Origin of the sequence: Streptomyces sp. NPDC059957 (assembly GCF_042730015.1) — a bacterium.
Taxonomy (GTDB): domain Bacteria; phylum Actinomycetota; class Actinomycetes; order Streptomycetales; family Streptomycetaceae; genus Streptomyces.
The window spans coordinates 1-14,607 of record NZ_JBHWMB010000124.1 but is presented as its reverse complement, the minus strand read 5'-3'; the positions used below and the strand labels follow the sequence as shown (position 1 = coordinate 14,607).

Genomic DNA, 14,607 nt, shown 5'->3' with positions numbered 1-14,607 from the left:
GGCCACGGCTCGTACTGGACGTACTTCCGTGGTCCGACAACGCGGCGAGGTGCCGTGCCGGGCGTCGCGACCCGGTGGACCTTCCCGGTCACAGCACTAGCGGGCGGCGCCCCCGGCCCTCCGATCATGCGAGGATCGCTGTCATGAACGGCAACGGGGCCCCGCGGCGGGTGGGGGATGTGACCACGGTGTCCGCTGGGACGGACGGGACCACTGGGACGGACGGTACCGAAGGGACCGGCACGGCCGAGGGGTCCGACAGGGCCGAGGGGTCCGACAGGGCCGGAGCCTCCGTCGCGCCGACGGCGCCCGAGGCCTCCGCGACGTCTGCGGCTGCGACGTCCGCGGCGTCAGCCTCCGCTGCGTCGGCATCGGCGGCCGCCACTGCGGCATCAGCCGGCTCCGCGCGGACCAAGCTGGAGCGGGGCCGCGGTGCGCTCGGGCCGGCGCTGGAGCTCGTCCACACCGGCCGGGCCCCGACCCGCGCCGTCCTGACCGCCGAGCTAGGTGTCACCCGGGCCACCGCCGGCGCCGTCGCCGCAGAGCTGGAGGCGCTCGGCCTGATCCGCGTGGACTCCCGACCCGGCGGGGCCGGCGGAACCCAGGGCCGTCCCTCGCACCGGCTCTCCGTGGACGAGAACGGCCCGGTGGCCCTGGCGGCACAGGTGCACTCGGACGGGTTCCGGGCCGCCCTGGTCGGCCTCGGCGGCCGGATCGTCGCCACTGCCCCCGGCCGGGTCCCGGTGTCGGCCGACCCCGCGCAGGTGCTCGGCGCGGTCGTCGAAGCCGGGGCCGCGCTGCTCGCGCAGACGGGCCGCCGCTGCATCGGCGCCGGCCTCGCGGTGCCCTCGGCGGTCGCGGAGCCGGAGGGTACGGCGCTGAACCCGCTGCACCTGGCCTGGCCGGCCGGTTCCCCCGTCCGGGCCATCTTCGCCGCCTGCGTGAAGGAGGCCGGCATCGACGGCCCGGCGCTGACCGGCAACGACGTGAACCTCGCCGCGCTCGCCGAGCACCGCCACGGCGCCGGCCGCAGCGCGCAGCACCTCTTGTGCGTGGCCACCGGGCACCGCGGGGTCGGCGGGGCGCTTGTCCTGGACGGCCGTCTGCACAGCGGGAGTTCGGGCCTGGCCCTGGAGGTCGGCCACCTCACCGTGAACCCGGAGGGGCGCGCCTGCCACTGCGGCAGCCGCGGCTGCCTCGACGTCGAGGCCGACCCGCTGGCCTTCCTCACCGCCGCCGGGCGCACCCCGGGCCCCGAGGTGTCCCTGCTCCAGCAGGCCCGCGACCTGCTGCGCGAGGAGGCCGCGGACCCCGGGGTACGGGCGGCCACCGAGGAGCTCATCGACCGGCTCGGCCTGGGCCTCGCAGGCCTGGTCAACATCCTGAATCCGGACCGGATCATCCTGGGCGGACTCCACCGCGAGCTGCTGTACGCCGACCCCGAGCGGCTGCGCGCGGTGGTCGCGGACCGCAGCCTGTGGGGGCGCAGCGGCGGCGTGCCGATCCTGCCGTGCACGCTCGACCACAACAGCCTGGTCGGCGCCGCCGAGCTGGCGTGGCAGCCGGTGCTGGACGACCCCCTCGGGACCCTGGGCGCGGCGGCCTGACGGCCGGGCCGTCGCGCGCGGGCCCGGGATCCGGCAAGATCCGAAAGAGACGGCCCTGTTCCGTGGTGGTGGGAAAGGTCGACCGCGTCGCGGCACTCGACGCCCCTCCGGGCGGCTGCGGCGGGCCGGAGGCTACCCGGGCCGGACTCCGGCCGAGGCGGTCACCGACAGGCCGGCGGAGACCGGCTCGGCGGGTGCGGCGACGGGCGGGGCCGGCGCGGGGTCCCGTACGGCCTTCTTCTCGCGCGGCAGCACCGGCTTCTCGGCCAGGAGCACCGGGTGGCGTTCCGGTGCGGCGGGGCCGGGGGCGGCGCGCAGGGAGAACCACACCACCTTGCCCGCGCAGTCTTCCTGCTGCCGGGCCCCCCACGCCTCGCTGAGCGCCTCCACGAGCGCGAGCCCGCGTCCGGAGGTCTCCAGGGCGTCGAGCGGGGGGATGCCCGCGGGGCGGGCGGCCTCCGCAGCCTCGGCGGCCCCGGAATCCCGCAGCATCGGGAGGCGGGGGTCGCTGTCGTAGACGGAGACGGTCAGCCGGCCGAGGCGGAGCTCGATCTCGACCGTGCAGGTCTTGTCCGGCTGCGCATGGCGGTGGACGTTGCTGAGCAGCTCCGTCACGCCGAGCGCCGCCCGGTCTATGAGCGGATCGAGCTGCCAGTGGCGCAGTTGCGCCGAAACGATTCGGCGGATCTGTCCGATCCGCAAGGGCAGGGCCTGCAGTTCGACGACGCAGTGCCTGCGGGAATGACTGATCACGGCTGCGACTCCCCGACATCAGTGTTACGGGTGCTGCACCCTCGGTGACGCCTCCCCAGGGTCACCCACTGTGGGCCTGTGTGCAACCGAACGCGATCGAAAGGGATCCGCATGGATACCCAAAGTGACTGTTTGTGCAGGTGAGGGGGGTACATTGCGAGAGCGGGCGGCGAAAGGCGAAGTGGCGCCGGGCCCGCCGAGCACTCGGGACATCGGGAAGTACGAAGGAGCACGGCGCATGAGCACCACCGGTACGACCGCCACGACCATCGACGTCGACCGCAGCGACGCGGACTACCGTGCGTGGCTGAAAGAGGCCGTCCGCAAGGTGCAGGCGGACGCGAACCGCTCCGCCGACACGCACCTGCTGCGCTTCCCCCTCCCGGAGGCCTGGGGCATCGACCTGTACCTCAAGGACGAGTCCACCCACCCGACGGGGTCCCTCAAGCACCGCCTCGCCCGCTCCCTGTTCCTCTACGCCCTCTGCAACGGCTGGATCCGGCCCGGCCGCCCGGTCATCGAGGCCTCGTCCGGTTCCACCGCCGTCTCGGAGGCCTACTTCGCCAAACTGATCGGCGTCCCGTTCATCGCCGTCATGCCGCGTACGACGAGCCCCGAGAAGTGCCGGCTCATCGAGTTCCACGGCGGCGAATGCCACTTCGTCGACGACTCGATGAAGATGTACGAGGAGTCGGCCGAGCTCGCCGCCCGCACCGGCGGCCACTACATGGACCAGTTCACGTACGCGGAGCGGGCGACCGACTGGCGCGGCAACAACAACATCGCCGAATCGATGTACCAGCAGCTGCGGTTGGAGCGTTACCCCGAGCCCGCCTGGATCGTGGCCACGGCCGGTACCGGCGGCACCTCCGCGACGATCGCCCGCTACGTGCACTACATGCAGCACGACACCCGCATCTGCGTCCCGGACCCGGAGAACTCCTGTTTCTTCGACGGCTGGACGCAGGGCGACCCGCACGCGACCAGCGATTGCGGCTCGCGCATCGAGGGCATCGGCCGGCCCCGGATGGAGCCGAGCTTCGTCCCCGGCGCCATCGACCGGATGATGCGGGTTCCGGACGCCGCGAGCGTCGCGGCGTGCCGAGCGCTGGAGATGGCGATCGGCCGCAAGGCGGGCGGTTCCACCGGTACCGGTGTGTGGAGCGCGCTGAAGATCATCTCGGAGATGGTGGCGGAGGGCCGCACGGGCAGCGTCGTGACCCTCCTGTGCGACGGGGGCGAGCGCTACCTGGACAAGTACTACTCCGACGCGTGGCTGGCGGAGCAGGGGCTCGACATCGCCCCGTACGCGCGGACGCTCGACACCATGCTGGCGACCGGTGTGTGGAGCGAGCCCGTCAGCTGAATCGTTTCCCTCGCCGGTGGCGGGTCCGATGGCTACGCTGTGCTGACTTTTGGGTACGGCGCGGGGTGGGGGAGCCATGGCGGAGTTCGCGGGCGGCGGTACGGGTGCACCGGGCCAAGGTGGCGGCGGCGAGGAGTCGTTGGCCTGTCCCCGGTGCGGCCGGGAGGACCGGGTGCTCGGCGTGTCAGCCGTGTACCTGCGGGCCAAGGCCAGCATGCGGGTGGAGCGCGGCGGCGGCGAGGACGACAGCGTCACGATCCGCGAGGAGAACTCGGCGCTGGCCAAGGCCCTCGCGGTCGCCCCTGAGGAGCCGGACGGCGGCGCCGCGGGCTGTATCGGGGTGACGCTCGTCCTCGCCTCGATCGGCGCCTTCGTCTGGGGTGCGATCGCGGGGAAGTGGTTCGAGAACGGCACGACCCCACGGCTCTACGGGACCGACGGCGCCGGCCCCTTCGCGGTCGACCAGCCCGCCACCTATCTCGCCTGGATCGGTGCGGCCCTGCTGCTCCTGGGCGCCCTCCTCATCGCCCTGTCGGGCCGGACCGTACGGACCTGGCGCCGCCGGACCGAACCGGGCCGGGTGGCCGCCGACCGCGTCTGGGCGGACGGCTGGTACTGCGGCCGCTGCGGCATGGTCCACTTCGCGGGCGAACGGGCCCTGACCCTGCAGGAGTTCCGGACCCGGGTCTGGTCGGCGGGCGGCTACGGGGACCTGGCGGTGCGGCACCCCGCGGTCTGAATCGTGGGCCGGACGGCTCTTACTGACCGGGCTGTCCGGGCTGTCCGGGCTGGCCCGGCTGCCCCGGCTGACCTTTCGGATCCGTCTGTTCGGCCTGATCCCTCTGGTCCGCCCGGCGCCCCCGCGCCGCCAGTCGCAGGTCCAGCGCGCGGACCGCGGAGCGGAACGAGTGCCCGAGTCCGGGGCGGGCGGCGGTGAGGGCGAAGCGGACGGGGGCCGGGCCGTCCGCCGCGAAGGTCCACTGGACGTGGGTGCCGGACCCGGAGGGGGAGAGGCGCCACTCCTCCAGCAGGGCCCGTATGCCGGGGGCGTTGGTCTCGTCGACCCGGTACGCGTAGCGCCGCTCCGGATCCGCGGCCATGATCGTCTCCTGGAACCGGACCCCGCCCGCCAGTTTGACCTCGCGCCCGGCGCCCCCGTGGGTGGGCCGGGCCAGGGTCACGGCTCGGAACCAGCGCGGCCAGCCCTCGACCTCCTCGGCCAGCGCCCGGTACACGTCCTCCGGAGCAGCCGTGGTCCGGCCGGCGAAGACCAGGCGGGTGGGGGCGACCTCGATGAAGTCCAGTCCTACGGGGCGGAGTCGGCGGGCCATGGCGGCACTCCCTCGGTTCGGCGGACGGCGGCGGCAGCCGGCGGGCTGTCACCTTAGCTGTCGGTCCGTCAGTTGTCCGCCCGCGGGGTTGTCCGCCGAGGGGTTGGCCGACGTGTGGCGGCCGACGCGTGGTGGCCGACGCGGTGGCGAACCCGTTTCGCGGACCGGGTCCCTCCCGGGACAATGCCGTACATGCTTATCAGAGCAGCGCACATCGACGAGCTGTCCCTCCTGCAGGACATCGAGCGGGCCGCCGGGGAATGCTTCCGGACCATCGGCATGCCGGAGATCGCCGACGACGAACCGCTTCCGCTGGAGGAACTACTCGGCTACCAGCGGGCCGGACTGGCCTGGGTCGCGGCCGAGGGCGCCGGTACGGGGCACCCCGTCGGCTACCTCCTCGCCGACCGGGTCGACGGGAACCTCCACATCGAGCAGGTGTCGGTGCACCCGGACCGCGCCCACCGCCGCATCGGACGATCCCTGCTGGAACACCTCGCGGAGCGGGCCCGGGCGGAGGGAGCCCCCGCCCTGACCCTCACGACCTTCACCGGCGTACCGTGGAACGCCCCGTACTACGCCCGGTGCGGCTTCCGGACCCTGGACGAGAGCGGACTCGGCCCCGGCCTGCGGGACATCCGCGACCGCGAGGCCGTCCACGGGCTCGACCGGTGGCCCCGGGTGTGCATGCGCCGGGACCTCCTCGGCCCGGTCGGCCGCCCCTGGAGCGGGGCGGTGTCCGGTCAGAGCTCCGGAAGGTCCGCCGGGTAGAGCAGGGTGAGATCGTCCTTGCTCGGCTCCGACAGCTGCGCGACCCGCCCCGCGTGCCGCTCGACCATCGACTCGAAGGTCTGGCGCGCGGTGCGGCCGTTGCCGAAGGCGGGCCCCTTGGGCAGGTCGGTGAAGTACGTCAGCAGGGCGTCGGAGGTCTTCTCGCCGAGCAGGTACTCGTGCTCCTCGGCCTGCTGCTCCACGATCCGCAGCAGCTCCTGCGGCCCGTAGTCCCCGAAGGTGATGGTCCGGGAGAAACGGGAGGCCACTCCCGGGTTCACGGTGAGGAAGCGGTCCATCTCCGCCGTGTATCCGGCGACGATCACCACCACCGCGTCCCGGTGGTCCTCCATCAGCTTCACCAGCGTGTCGATCGCCTCGCGCCCGAAGTCGCGGCCCGAGTCCTCGGGCGCCAGCGCGTAGGCCTCGTCGATGAACAGCACCCCGCCGCGCGCCCGGTCGAAGGCCTCCTGGGTGCGGATCGCGGTGGACCCGATGTGCTCGCCGACCAGGTCGACCCGGGACACCTCGACGAGGTGGCCGCGCTCCAGCACCCCGAGGGAGGCCAGGATCTCCCCGTACAGCCGGGCCACCGTGGTCTTGCCCGTGCCGGGGGAGCCGGTGAAGACCAGGTGGCGGCGGACCGAGGCGGCCTTGAGCCCCGCCAGTTGCCGGCGCCGGCCCACCTCGATCATGTCGGTCAGCGCGCGGACCTCGCGTTTGACGCTGTCGAGCCCGACGAGCGCGTCGAGGTGCCCCAGTACCTCGGCCGAACCGCGGGCCGCGGCCTGCCCGGCCGTGCCGGAGTCCGTCTCGTCGGCCGGCCGCTGGGCCGGCACCCGCTCGGCCGTGCCCGCCGCCACGGGGTTCGGCGCGGCCGACACCGTACGGATCCCCGTACGCTCCCCGGCCGCCGCCACCCCCGCACCCGAGCCGGCGCCCGCACCCGAGCCGGCGCCCGCGCCGGACGCGGACCGGGCGGCGAGGCGCGGCCCGGACTCGTCGCTCGTGCAGTCCTCGGCGGCCGGGCCGTCCTCCGCGAACTCGTAGCCCCCGCGCGCGCAGCGCTCGGTGTGGCAGCGGTGCAGGGAGGTCCGGCAGCCGTCGATGACGTGGAAGCCGAAGCCCGCGCTTCCCGTGACCCGGCACGCCGTGAAGGTGCCGCGCCCGCCCGCCGACACGTAGAACCCGGCTTCGGCGGGGGAGCTGACCGTGCACCGCTCCAGCGTGGGATCCGCGCCCTTGGTGACGATCACGCCGGTCTGGACGGAGTCGATGGTGCAGTTGGCGAGCGTGCCGCCGCTGCCGTGGTCGCGGAACCAGGCCCCCGTGGCCGCCTCCCGGATCCGGCAGTCGTCCAGCTGGGCCGTCGCCCCGTCGCTCACCGAGACGGCGGTGTTGCGCACTTGGGAGATGTCGCTGTCCACGACGTCCACCCGGGAACCCCGGTCCAGTACGAACAGGGCGTCCGGTACGTCGTGCACGCGGCAGGAGTCCAGCGAGACCCCGGCCCCGTCGCTGATCCAGACGGCCGGGTAGTCGCCGGTGCTGTCGTGGATCTCGCAGGAGTCGGCGACGACGCGGGTACCCGGATCCCACACGGACAGGCCGTTGCGGCCGAAGCGGCGGACGGTGGTGCGGCTGAGCGTGAGCACGGAGCGCGAGCGCAGGTCCACCGCGTTCTCCGGGATGTCGTGGATGTCGCAGCCGGCGAGCGTGAGCACGGCGTCCGTGTCGAGGGTGACCCCGTCGGCCGAGGTGCGGTGGACGGCGCAGTCGGTGAGCACGGCCGTGGCCCGCGCGGCGATCTGCACGCCGGCACCCTTGATCTCGTAGACCTCGCAGCCCAGCGCCTCCAGGCCCGAGCCGTCGCCGGTCACGGCGATCCCGGCGCCCGTGGCGTGGTGGATCCGGCAGCGCTCCAGCCGGGGGCGGCCACCGCCGCGCACGGAGACCCCGGTCTGGCCGGCGGCCACGACCTCGCAGTCGGCGAACACCCCGCCACCGCCGTCCAGTACGGCGATGCCGATCCCGGCGGAATTCTCCACCGTGCAGCGCCGGACCAGGGGCCGGGCGCCGCTCCCGCGGACCTCGATGCCGACCGCCGAGCGGGTGCTCACCCGCACGTCGGTGAGCTCGGGGGAGCCGTCCTCGACGAGCAGCGCGGGCGCCGTGGGGTCCTGGCCCTCCAGGTGCAGGTCCTGGATGACGGCCGACGCGCGGACGGTCAGCGCGACCCCGTCGAGCGGTGCGATCCGCACCGAACCCAGTGAGCCCTCCGGACCGCGCAGGGTCACGGCGTGGTGCAGCACCAGATTCTCCCGGTAGGTGCCGGGCGCGATGGACAGGACGTCGCCGTCGCCCGCCGCTGCCAGCGCGGCGGTCAGCGTCGGATAATCACCGGAGCGGCGACGCCACCGCGAGGAACCGCCGTGCGTCACCTGGACCGTGCCCTGAGCCATGGTGCTGTCGTGCCCCCACCCTCGTGTTCCGTGTGTCTGCCTGCTGATCGTCGTGTCTGCCCGCGGATCGTCCGCGGGCCCGAACCGTCCGCTCCGGCGCTCCACCGTAGCGCGCGCGGGGCCGGTGAGTTGCCAGGTCAGCTGCCCGCGCCCGCCCGGCCCCAGTCCGGTCCCGCCGCGGCCCACGCGCGGTCCAGCCGGATGTACCGCCGATGCATGAGCCTTCGTACGACCAGGCGGCGCAGCGTCTCCACCAGCGCGGCAATGCCCAGGGCCGCCGCGAGCCCCGCAACGCCCGCGTGGAAACTGGCGGAGGAGGGATCGAGGGGCTGTCCGACCAGGCGGCCGTGCGCATCGGTCCATATCCGGAACCGGTCGCCGGCACGCGGCGGTTCCTCCGCGGCCGGCACCGTGCCCTGGTGGTTGGTGCCGTCGGGCGCCGTCCACGACGCGACGATCTGCGTGCGCTGCGGGGTCTGGCGCTGCGCCGCCGGATCGGCTGCCGCGCCGAGGACCGGATCCGGTGTCGGCCGGACCACCACCGCCGGTACGAGATGACGCTCGACCCGCTGTTCACGAGCGGCCCGCTGCAGCGTGCCGTCCACCCGCAGACCGGCCGCCCAGCCGACGGCCGGAGCCACCAACAGGACGCACAGCAGCGCCGCGAAGGCCACCCAGGCCTCGAATAGATCCGTCTGGCGGCGCAGCGGATTGCGCCGCCAGCGCCACACTCCCATTGCTGTCCGCACGGTCCGGCTCCCCCTACTTGTGCCAGTCTGCGCCTACCTGCCGTCCCAGCCTCCCGCATGCCCCGGCCACCCGCATTCCGGGACGTGCGAGACGTGTGTCACCCCATCCGGTGCGCACGTCCCGCATGCTCCAACGGGCAGGCGGTGGGGGTTGGTTCCAGAGTGACGCCAGAGCCCCTCGAAGGTGTCAATCCGGATGGTCCCACCGGCCCTCCGGAGGCGGCTCCGGCTCCCTGGTGGAAGCGCCGTTGCCGCGGAGGCGCTCATGCCAGGACGCGCACCTCGTCGCCGACCCGCAGCGTCCCCAGCCGCACCGGCACCAGCAGCCGCCCGAAGGCCAGGGACTTCCCGATGCGCCGGTGCCTGGCCAGGGTCTGGAGCGGTTCCTTGCCCCGCCGTGCCGTTGTCTGGTCGGTGGTCGTCACGACACAGCGTCCGCACTCGCGCGCCCCGCGGAAGACGGCGTCGCCGATCGCGACGCGCTCCCAGCCGTCCTCGGCCCACGCCTCGGCTCCGGACACCACCACGTTCGGGCGGAACCGGTTCATCGGGAGAGGGCCCTCGCCCGGATGGTTCCCCTGGGCGATCAGCGCGTTGAGCGCGTCCAGGGAGGCGAGGGTGGTGATCAGCAGCGGATAGCCGTCGGCGAGGCTCACGGTCTCGCCGGGCAGCGCGTACTGGGGATCCACCGGCCGCCGTACGGCCGGGTCGTCCAGGTGCACCAGGTACGCCGGTACGCCCAGGTACGCGGTGAACCAGTCGGCGGCGGCCTGCGCCGCCACCACGGTTTCGACCTTCTTGCCGAAGAGCACCACCGGCTCCAGCGGACCCCGCCCCGGGACCTCCACCGTCAGATCCGCCATGCCCGGCGCCGAGACCTCGAACCCGCCGCCCTCCAGCGGACGGGCCCGCGCCAAGGCCAGCCTGGGCTGCTGGCGTTGGGTGATGACCGTGCCCTCCCCGTCCACCACCGCCCATCGGCGGTCGCCGGACAGACCCCAGGGCTCCACGGCCACCTCGTCGGGTGCCGTCCCCGCCACCGATTTGACGGGATGGACGTGGAGCGCCTGGACACGCAGTTTCACCATGGGGAAATACTGCCAGCCACTCTCGCGGACTCCGCAGCTACCTCGTCGGAGAGGGCCGGCCGGGCGCGGCGGTCAGTAACCGCGTCCCTGCGGCTGGTACGGACGTCCGTACGGGTCCTCGAACGAGGGGGTCGGGACGGGCGCGGGCTGTGCCTGCATCGGACGGGGCGCGGCCGGGCGCATCGCCTCGTACCCGGTGCTCGCGGCGGCCGGGCGGGGCTGCTGCGGCTGGGGCTGCGGAACGTAACCCGTGCGGGCCGCGAACTGCTGCTGCTGCGGGACGTACGGCACCGGCGCCTGCTGGAGCGGCATCGGCATCGACATGGGCTGCGGCATCGGGGGCATCTGCTGCATGTGCGGCATCTGCTGGGGCGCGGCCTGCTGCTGGTACGGGTACCCGTACGCCGGGGCCTGCTGTTGTTGCGGGCGGGCGGGCGGCAGCGCTGCCGGCAGGGCGGGGAGCGCGGACGCGAGGGCCGGGAGGTACCCACCGCTCGAGTAGCCGGCACTCGGCGAGTCGTAGGCGGCGGGGACCCGGATGGGGGCGATCTGCGGGGTCCCGCGTTCGGCGACGAGGGAGTCGTAAATGGGGGTGTCCGGGAAGGAGGGCGCGGAGTAGTAACCGCCGCCATAAGTGGAGCGGGGGGAGGTCATGGACCTAAGTTAAGCCCACGACTTCACCGGGTCCATAGCGAGGTGTCGTCAACACCGCCCTGACCTGCATATTCGCAGGTCAGGGCCACAGGTTTCACTTCACGTTCACGTGCACGATTTGGCCACTTCCGCCCCATCTTGCTCCTACTCGTACTCACCGGTTGGGTGTTGCACGGATCGTGCGCCCGCCTTGTGCTGACGAAGCGTCATAAGCCACTGACCTCGGACGACGTGAAGTTGAAGAGTGGAGTCCGGTTTCAGGCGTCGCCGGGGCGGGCATAGGTACGTCCCTTCCACGCCGCCCCGCGTCCGCGGTAGTGCTGCACGGCCGAGTCGACGGTCATCAGGAGGTACAGCAGCGCGGTGAGCGGGAGGAGCGGCGCGAGGACCGCCGGCTGGCGGTAGTAGCGCAGCATCGGCAGGTAGGTGCAGGTCATCAGCAGCCAGGCCAGGCCGCCGGCCCAGGCGACGGCGGGCCGGCCGGCGGCGAGGCCGGCGAGGAGCGCGGCCGGCGGCACGAGGTAGACGAGGGCCAGTCCGGCCACCGTCCCCGCCAGGAGCGCGGGGCGGTGGCGCAGTTGTGCGTAGGCGCTGCGCGAGACCATCCGCCACAGGTCCGCGAGGGAGGCGTACGGGCGCACGCTGTCCACCCGCTCCGCCAGTCCGAGCCAGATCCGCCCGCCGGAGCGCTGGACCGCCCGGGCGAGCGAGACGTCGTCGATGACGGCCTGCCGGATCGACTCCGGGACCCCGGCCCGCACGGCCGCCTCGGTGCGCAGCAGGACGCACCCGCCGGCGGCGGCCGCGGTGCGGGCGGCGGGGCGGTTGATCCAGCGGAAGGGGTAGAGCTGGGCGAAGAAGTACACGAAGGCCGGGACGATCAGCCGCTCCCAGACGCTGACGGCGCGCAGCCGGGCCATCTGGGAGACCAGGTCGAGGTCGGCCGCCGTCGCGGCGCAGACCAGCTCGCGCAGGCTGTCCGGTTCGTGGGCGATGTCGGCGTCGGTGAGGAGGAGGTAGTCGGGGGAGGGGCCGGAGCGGGCGTGGGCGATGCCGTGCCGGAGCGCCCAGAGCTTCCCCGTCCACCCGGCCGCGGGTTCGCCGGGGGAGAGGACCGTCAGGGGCAGCCCGCCGGGCCGGGCGTCGGAGAGCCGCCGGGCGAGGGCGGCCGTGCCGTCCGTACTGCCGTCGTCGACCAGGATGACCTCGGCCTCGCCGGGATAGTCCTGCGCGAGCAGTGTGGGCAGGCTGCGCGGCAGCACCTCGGCCTCGTCCCGGGCCGGGACCACGATCGCGACGGACGGCCAGCGGGCCGGGGCGTGCCGGGGCGGGAGGCGCGCATCGGTCCGCCAGAACATGCCTTGCCCGAGGGTGAGCCAGAGCCAGACGACGAGCGAGGCGCACGCGGCGACGAGGAGGTAATCCATCCCGGCAGTGTGCCGGGACGGGCACCCCCGGAGGTGGCGGGACACCGGGGTTCGGCGGCCCGGGTTGGGCCGGCGCAGCCGGGCCGGGTGCGTGGTGCCGCTGACGCCTGGTGGTGGGTGCCGCGGCACCCCGGGGCGCGGGGCGGGGACGAGGCCGGCCCCGGGGGCGCTTCACCGTCGGGTGCCGGGTGCCGGGTGCCGGGTCGGGCGGGTGGGAGCCCCTTCGCGGCCGCGTGCGGGGTGGCGTCGCGGAGGTCGTGGCGGTCCCGTCGCCCCGGGCGGGGCGGGGGGATCGATTAAGGTGACCAAGTGAAGATCGCCCTGATGGACTCCGGTATTGGCCTCCTCGCGGCGGCCGCCGCGATGCGCCGGCTCCGGCCGGACGCCGAGCTGGTGCTGTCCTGCGACCCCGACGGGATGCCCTGGGGTCCGAGGACCCCGCAGGACCTCACCGGCCGGGCCCTCGCCGTCGCGCGGGCCGCCGCCGCGCACCGGCCGGACGCGCTGATCGTCGCCTGCAACACCGCTTCCGTACACGCACTGCCCGCGCTGCGCGCCGCGCTGGAGCCCGGGATCCCGGTCATCGGGACCGTGCCGGCGATCAAGCCCGCCGCGGCCGCCGGAGGGCGCGTGGCCATCTGGGCCACCCCCGCCACCACCGGCAGCCCCTACCAGCGCGGCCTGATCCGCGACTTCGCCGGCGGGGCGCGCGTCACCGAGGTGCCGTGCCCGGGGCTGGCAGACGCCGCCGACGCCGCCGACGAGGCGGCCGTCGTACGGGCCGTCGCCGCGGCTGCCGCGCTGACCCCGGCCGACGTCACCGACGTGGTGCTCGGCTGTACCCACTACGAGCTGGTCGAGGACCTCATCCGGGCCGCGCTCGACCGGCGCACCGGCGGCGGCGCGTACGTCTTCCACGGCTCCGCCGAGGCCGTCGCCGGCCAGGCTCTGCGCCGGCTCGGTGCCCGCCCGGAGCCGGGCCTGCCGTACACCGGCGGCCTGACCGTCCTGCTCAGCGGCCGCCCCGGCACGCTGCCCGAGGCCGCCCTCGGGTACGCCGAAGGCCGCCTGCTGGCCGGGCGCAGCGCAGCCGTCGGGGAAGCCGTCACCGGCTCCGTCCAGGGCTGACCCCCGAGGGTGCGGTCCGCTCCTCCGGGGCCAGTTCCCCCGGAGGAGCCGCGTCCGAGCCGGTCAGCGTCCGGTCTCCCACTGCCCCGGAGCCGCCGCCGCGCCCGCTCCGGCCTCCGCGAGGCGCCGGGCCAGTTCCCGTAGGCCGGCCGCGTCCAGGACCCGGTCCCCGAAGCCCGGCAGCGGTACGTGCAGCCGGGCCGTCCAGGCCTTCGGGACCGCCGCCGCGCCGTACCGCGCCCCGGCCAGGGCGCCCGTGACCGCCGCCACCGTGTCGGTGTCGCCGCCCAGGTCGACGGCGGCCCGTACTGCGTCCCCGAAGCCCGTCGTGGTGCGCAGTGCCCACACCGCCGAGCCCAGGCAGGGCCACACCGCCCCGTTGAACTCGGTGGCCAGGTCCGGATGCCAGTCCGGGGCGAGGACTCCCGCGTACCGCTCGCGGTGGTTCGGGTGCACCCGCGCCAGCGTCGCGGGGAGCGCGGAGAGCGGGTCGCCGCCGTCCAGGGCCACGCGTACGAGGTCGTGCAGGACGGCCGTGCCTTCCCAGGCGGCCCGGTCCCCGTGGGTGAGCGCGGCGATCCGCCGGGCCGCCTCCATGGTCGGCCCCTGCCCGGAGGGGGCGAAGTACACCGCCGAGGTCGAGGCGCGCATCAGGGAACCGTTGCCCGCTGCCCGGGCGTTGGTCTGGAAGTGCAGGGCGGCGGCCAGGTCCCAGGGATCGCCGCTCGTCAGCACGATCTCCGTCTGCAGCCCGATGTCCTTGGGATCTCCGGCCGCCCATTGCCGGAACCGGCCGAAGACGTCGGGGAGTTCGAGCCCGCCGCGATCCAGCAGGGACTCCCCGACCAGTACCGCCATCTGCGTGTCGTCGGTGGCCTCGCCCGGATCCCAGCCGCCGCCCCCGCACATCTCCTCGCCGCGGACGGTCAACTGCCCGGCGGGGCCGAACTCGTAGGGCGCGCCGAGCGCGTCCCCGGCCGCCGAGCCGAGCACGGTTCCGACTGCACGGTCGATCCGCGTGGTCACGATGTCTCCTCCCGGGGTACGGGGCACACGCGGTTCGGCACCCCGAGCGTGAAGGCGTCCAAGTCGAGAAGCCCGGCCGCGGCCAGGGTATCCGGGGCGCCCGTCAGGGGGCCGAGGCCAGGCCTGGCCCGTCCTGGTCGGGGACGTTCCGGCTAGGTGTATTGATCACGAGCGTTGTTGACACTGGTTAGGTCTTGAACATGGCGAAGACCTCCGGTGTGGTGGGAGCTGTCTAGGAACCCATT

At 74.2% G+C, this 14,607-nt stretch carries 12 protein-coding genes and 1 pseudogene; 5 read left to right on the top strand and 8 right to left on the bottom strand.

Annotated features, from left to right (window positions below; genetic code table 11):
- Window positions 1-143: 143 nt before the first annotated feature.
- The gene (locus tag ACFWBW_RS40035; RefSeq protein WP_385384273.1) at window positions 144-1,607 is read left to right on the top strand and encodes an ROK family protein; all 1,464 of its coding nucleotides are present in this window, start codon (window positions 144-146) and stop codon (window positions 1,605-1,607) included.
- 132 nt (window positions 1,608-1,739) lie between these two features.
- Here ACFWBW_RS40035 and ACFWBW_RS40030 read toward each other — a convergent pair whose 3' ends face one another.
- Window positions 1,740-2,360, bottom strand: a complete 621-nt coding sequence (locus tag ACFWBW_RS40030) for an ATP-binding protein (protein WP_385384270.1) — start codon at window positions 2,358-2,360, stop codon at window positions 1,740-1,742.
- A 238-nt stretch (window positions 2,361-2,598) separates the two neighbouring features.
- Between ACFWBW_RS40030 and ACFWBW_RS40025 the strand changes: the two genes are divergently transcribed.
- Window positions 2,599-3,726, top strand: coding sequence for a PLP-dependent cysteine synthase family protein (locus ACFWBW_RS40025; protein WP_385384267.1), 1,128 nt, complete (start codon window positions 2,599-2,601; stop codon window positions 3,724-3,726).
- Window positions 3,727-3,802: 76 nt separating this feature from the next.
- A complete protein-coding gene (locus tag ACFWBW_RS40020) occupies window positions 3,803-4,465 on the top strand; it encodes a hypothetical protein (RefSeq protein WP_385384264.1) in 663 nt (220 codons plus the stop codon).
- A 127-nt stretch (window positions 4,466-4,592) separates the two neighbouring features.
- On the opposite strand, the pseudogene ACFWBW_RS40015 reads toward ACFWBW_RS40020, so the two are convergent.
- Window positions 4,593-5,057, bottom strand: a pseudogene (locus tag ACFWBW_RS40015) (SRPBCC family protein); the annotation flags it as partial.
- Window positions 5,058-5,249: 192 nt separating this feature from the next.
- Between ACFWBW_RS40015 and ACFWBW_RS40010 the strand changes: the two are divergent.
- Entirely contained in the window at window positions 5,250-5,828 is a 579-nt protein-coding gene (locus ACFWBW_RS40010; RefSeq protein ID WP_385384261.1) for a GNAT family N-acetyltransferase, read from the top strand.
- On the opposite strand, the gene ACFWBW_RS40005 is transcribed toward ACFWBW_RS40010, so the two are convergent.
- From ACFWBW_RS40005 to ACFWBW_RS39985, 5 genes are all read right to left on the bottom strand, one after another.
- Window positions 5,801-8,290, bottom strand: coding sequence for a right-handed parallel beta-helix repeat-containing protein (locus tag ACFWBW_RS40005; RefSeq protein ID WP_385384258.1), 2,490 nt, complete (start codon window positions 8,288-8,290; stop codon window positions 5,801-5,803). The genes ACFWBW_RS40010 and ACFWBW_RS40005 overlap by 28 nt on opposite strands.
- A 137-nt stretch (window positions 8,291-8,427) precedes the next feature.
- On the bottom strand, window positions 8,428-9,039 hold the full coding sequence (locus ACFWBW_RS40000) for a hypothetical protein (RefSeq protein WP_385384254.1): 612 nt from the start codon (window positions 9,037-9,039) through the stop codon (window positions 8,428-8,430).
- Between the two features lie 263 nt (window positions 9,040-9,302).
- On the bottom strand, window positions 9,303-10,127 hold the full coding sequence (locus ACFWBW_RS39995) for an MOSC domain-containing protein (protein ID WP_385384250.1): 825 nt from the start codon (window positions 10,125-10,127) through the stop codon (window positions 9,303-9,305).
- Window positions 10,128-10,199: 72 nt separating this feature from the next.
- A complete protein-coding gene (locus ACFWBW_RS39990) occupies window positions 10,200-10,781 on the bottom strand; it encodes a DUF6643 family protein (RefSeq protein ID WP_385384247.1) in 582 nt (193 codons plus the stop codon).
- A 257-nt stretch (window positions 10,782-11,038) separates the two neighbouring features.
- Window positions 11,039-12,208, bottom strand: a complete 1,170-nt coding sequence (locus tag ACFWBW_RS39985; protein ID WP_385384244.1) for a glycosyltransferase — start codon at window positions 12,206-12,208, stop codon at window positions 11,039-11,041.
- Between the two features lie 309 nt (window positions 12,209-12,517).
- Between ACFWBW_RS39985 and ACFWBW_RS39980 the strand changes: the two genes are divergently transcribed.
- Window positions 12,518-13,336: a glutamate racemase gene (locus tag ACFWBW_RS39980; RefSeq protein WP_385384240.1), complete on the top strand. Its 819-nt coding sequence runs from the start codon at window positions 12,518-12,520 to the stop codon at window positions 13,334-13,336.
- Between the two features lie 63 nt (window positions 13,337-13,399).
- On the opposite strand, the gene ACFWBW_RS39975 is transcribed toward ACFWBW_RS39980, so the two are convergent.
- Window positions 13,400-14,362 (bottom strand): ADP-ribosylglycohydrolase family protein, encoded by a 963-nt coding sequence (locus ACFWBW_RS39975; protein WP_385384237.1) that lies wholly within the window; start codon window positions 14,360-14,362, stop codon window positions 13,400-13,402.
- Between the last annotated feature and the right edge of the window lie 245 nt (window positions 14,363-14,607).

Excerpts from the sequence above, each read along its gene's own strand:
- ACFWBW_RS40035 (WP_385384273.1), top strand. The coding sequence starts at position 144 with ATGAACGGCAACGGGGCCCCGCGGCGGGTGGGGGATGTGACCACGGTG.
- ACFWBW_RS40025 (WP_385384267.1), top strand. The coding sequence starts at position 2,599 with ATGAGCACCACCGGTACGACCGCCACGACCATCGACGTCGACCGCAGC.
- ACFWBW_RS40020 (WP_385384264.1), top strand. The coding sequence starts at position 3,803 with ATGGCGGAGTTCGCGGGCGGCGGTACGGGTGCACCGGGCCAAGGTGGC.
- ACFWBW_RS40010 (WP_385384261.1), top strand. The coding sequence starts at position 5,250 with ATGCTTATCAGAGCAGCGCACATCGACGAGCTGTCCCTCCTGCAGGAC.
- ACFWBW_RS40005 (WP_385384258.1), bottom strand. The coding sequence starts at position 8,290 with ATGGCTCAGGGCACGGTCCAGGTGACGCACGGCGGTTCCTCGCGGTGG.
- ACFWBW_RS39995 (WP_385384250.1), bottom strand. The coding sequence starts at position 10,127 with ATGGTGAAACTGCGTGTCCAGGCGCTCCACGTCCATCCCGTCAAATCG.
- ACFWBW_RS39990 (WP_385384247.1), bottom strand. The coding sequence starts at position 10,781 with ATGACCTCCCCCCGCTCCACTTATGGCGGCGGTTACTACTCCGCGCCC.
- ACFWBW_RS39985 (WP_385384244.1), bottom strand. The coding sequence starts at position 12,208 with ATGGATTACCTCCTCGTCGCCGCGTGCGCCTCGCTCGTCGTCTGGCTC.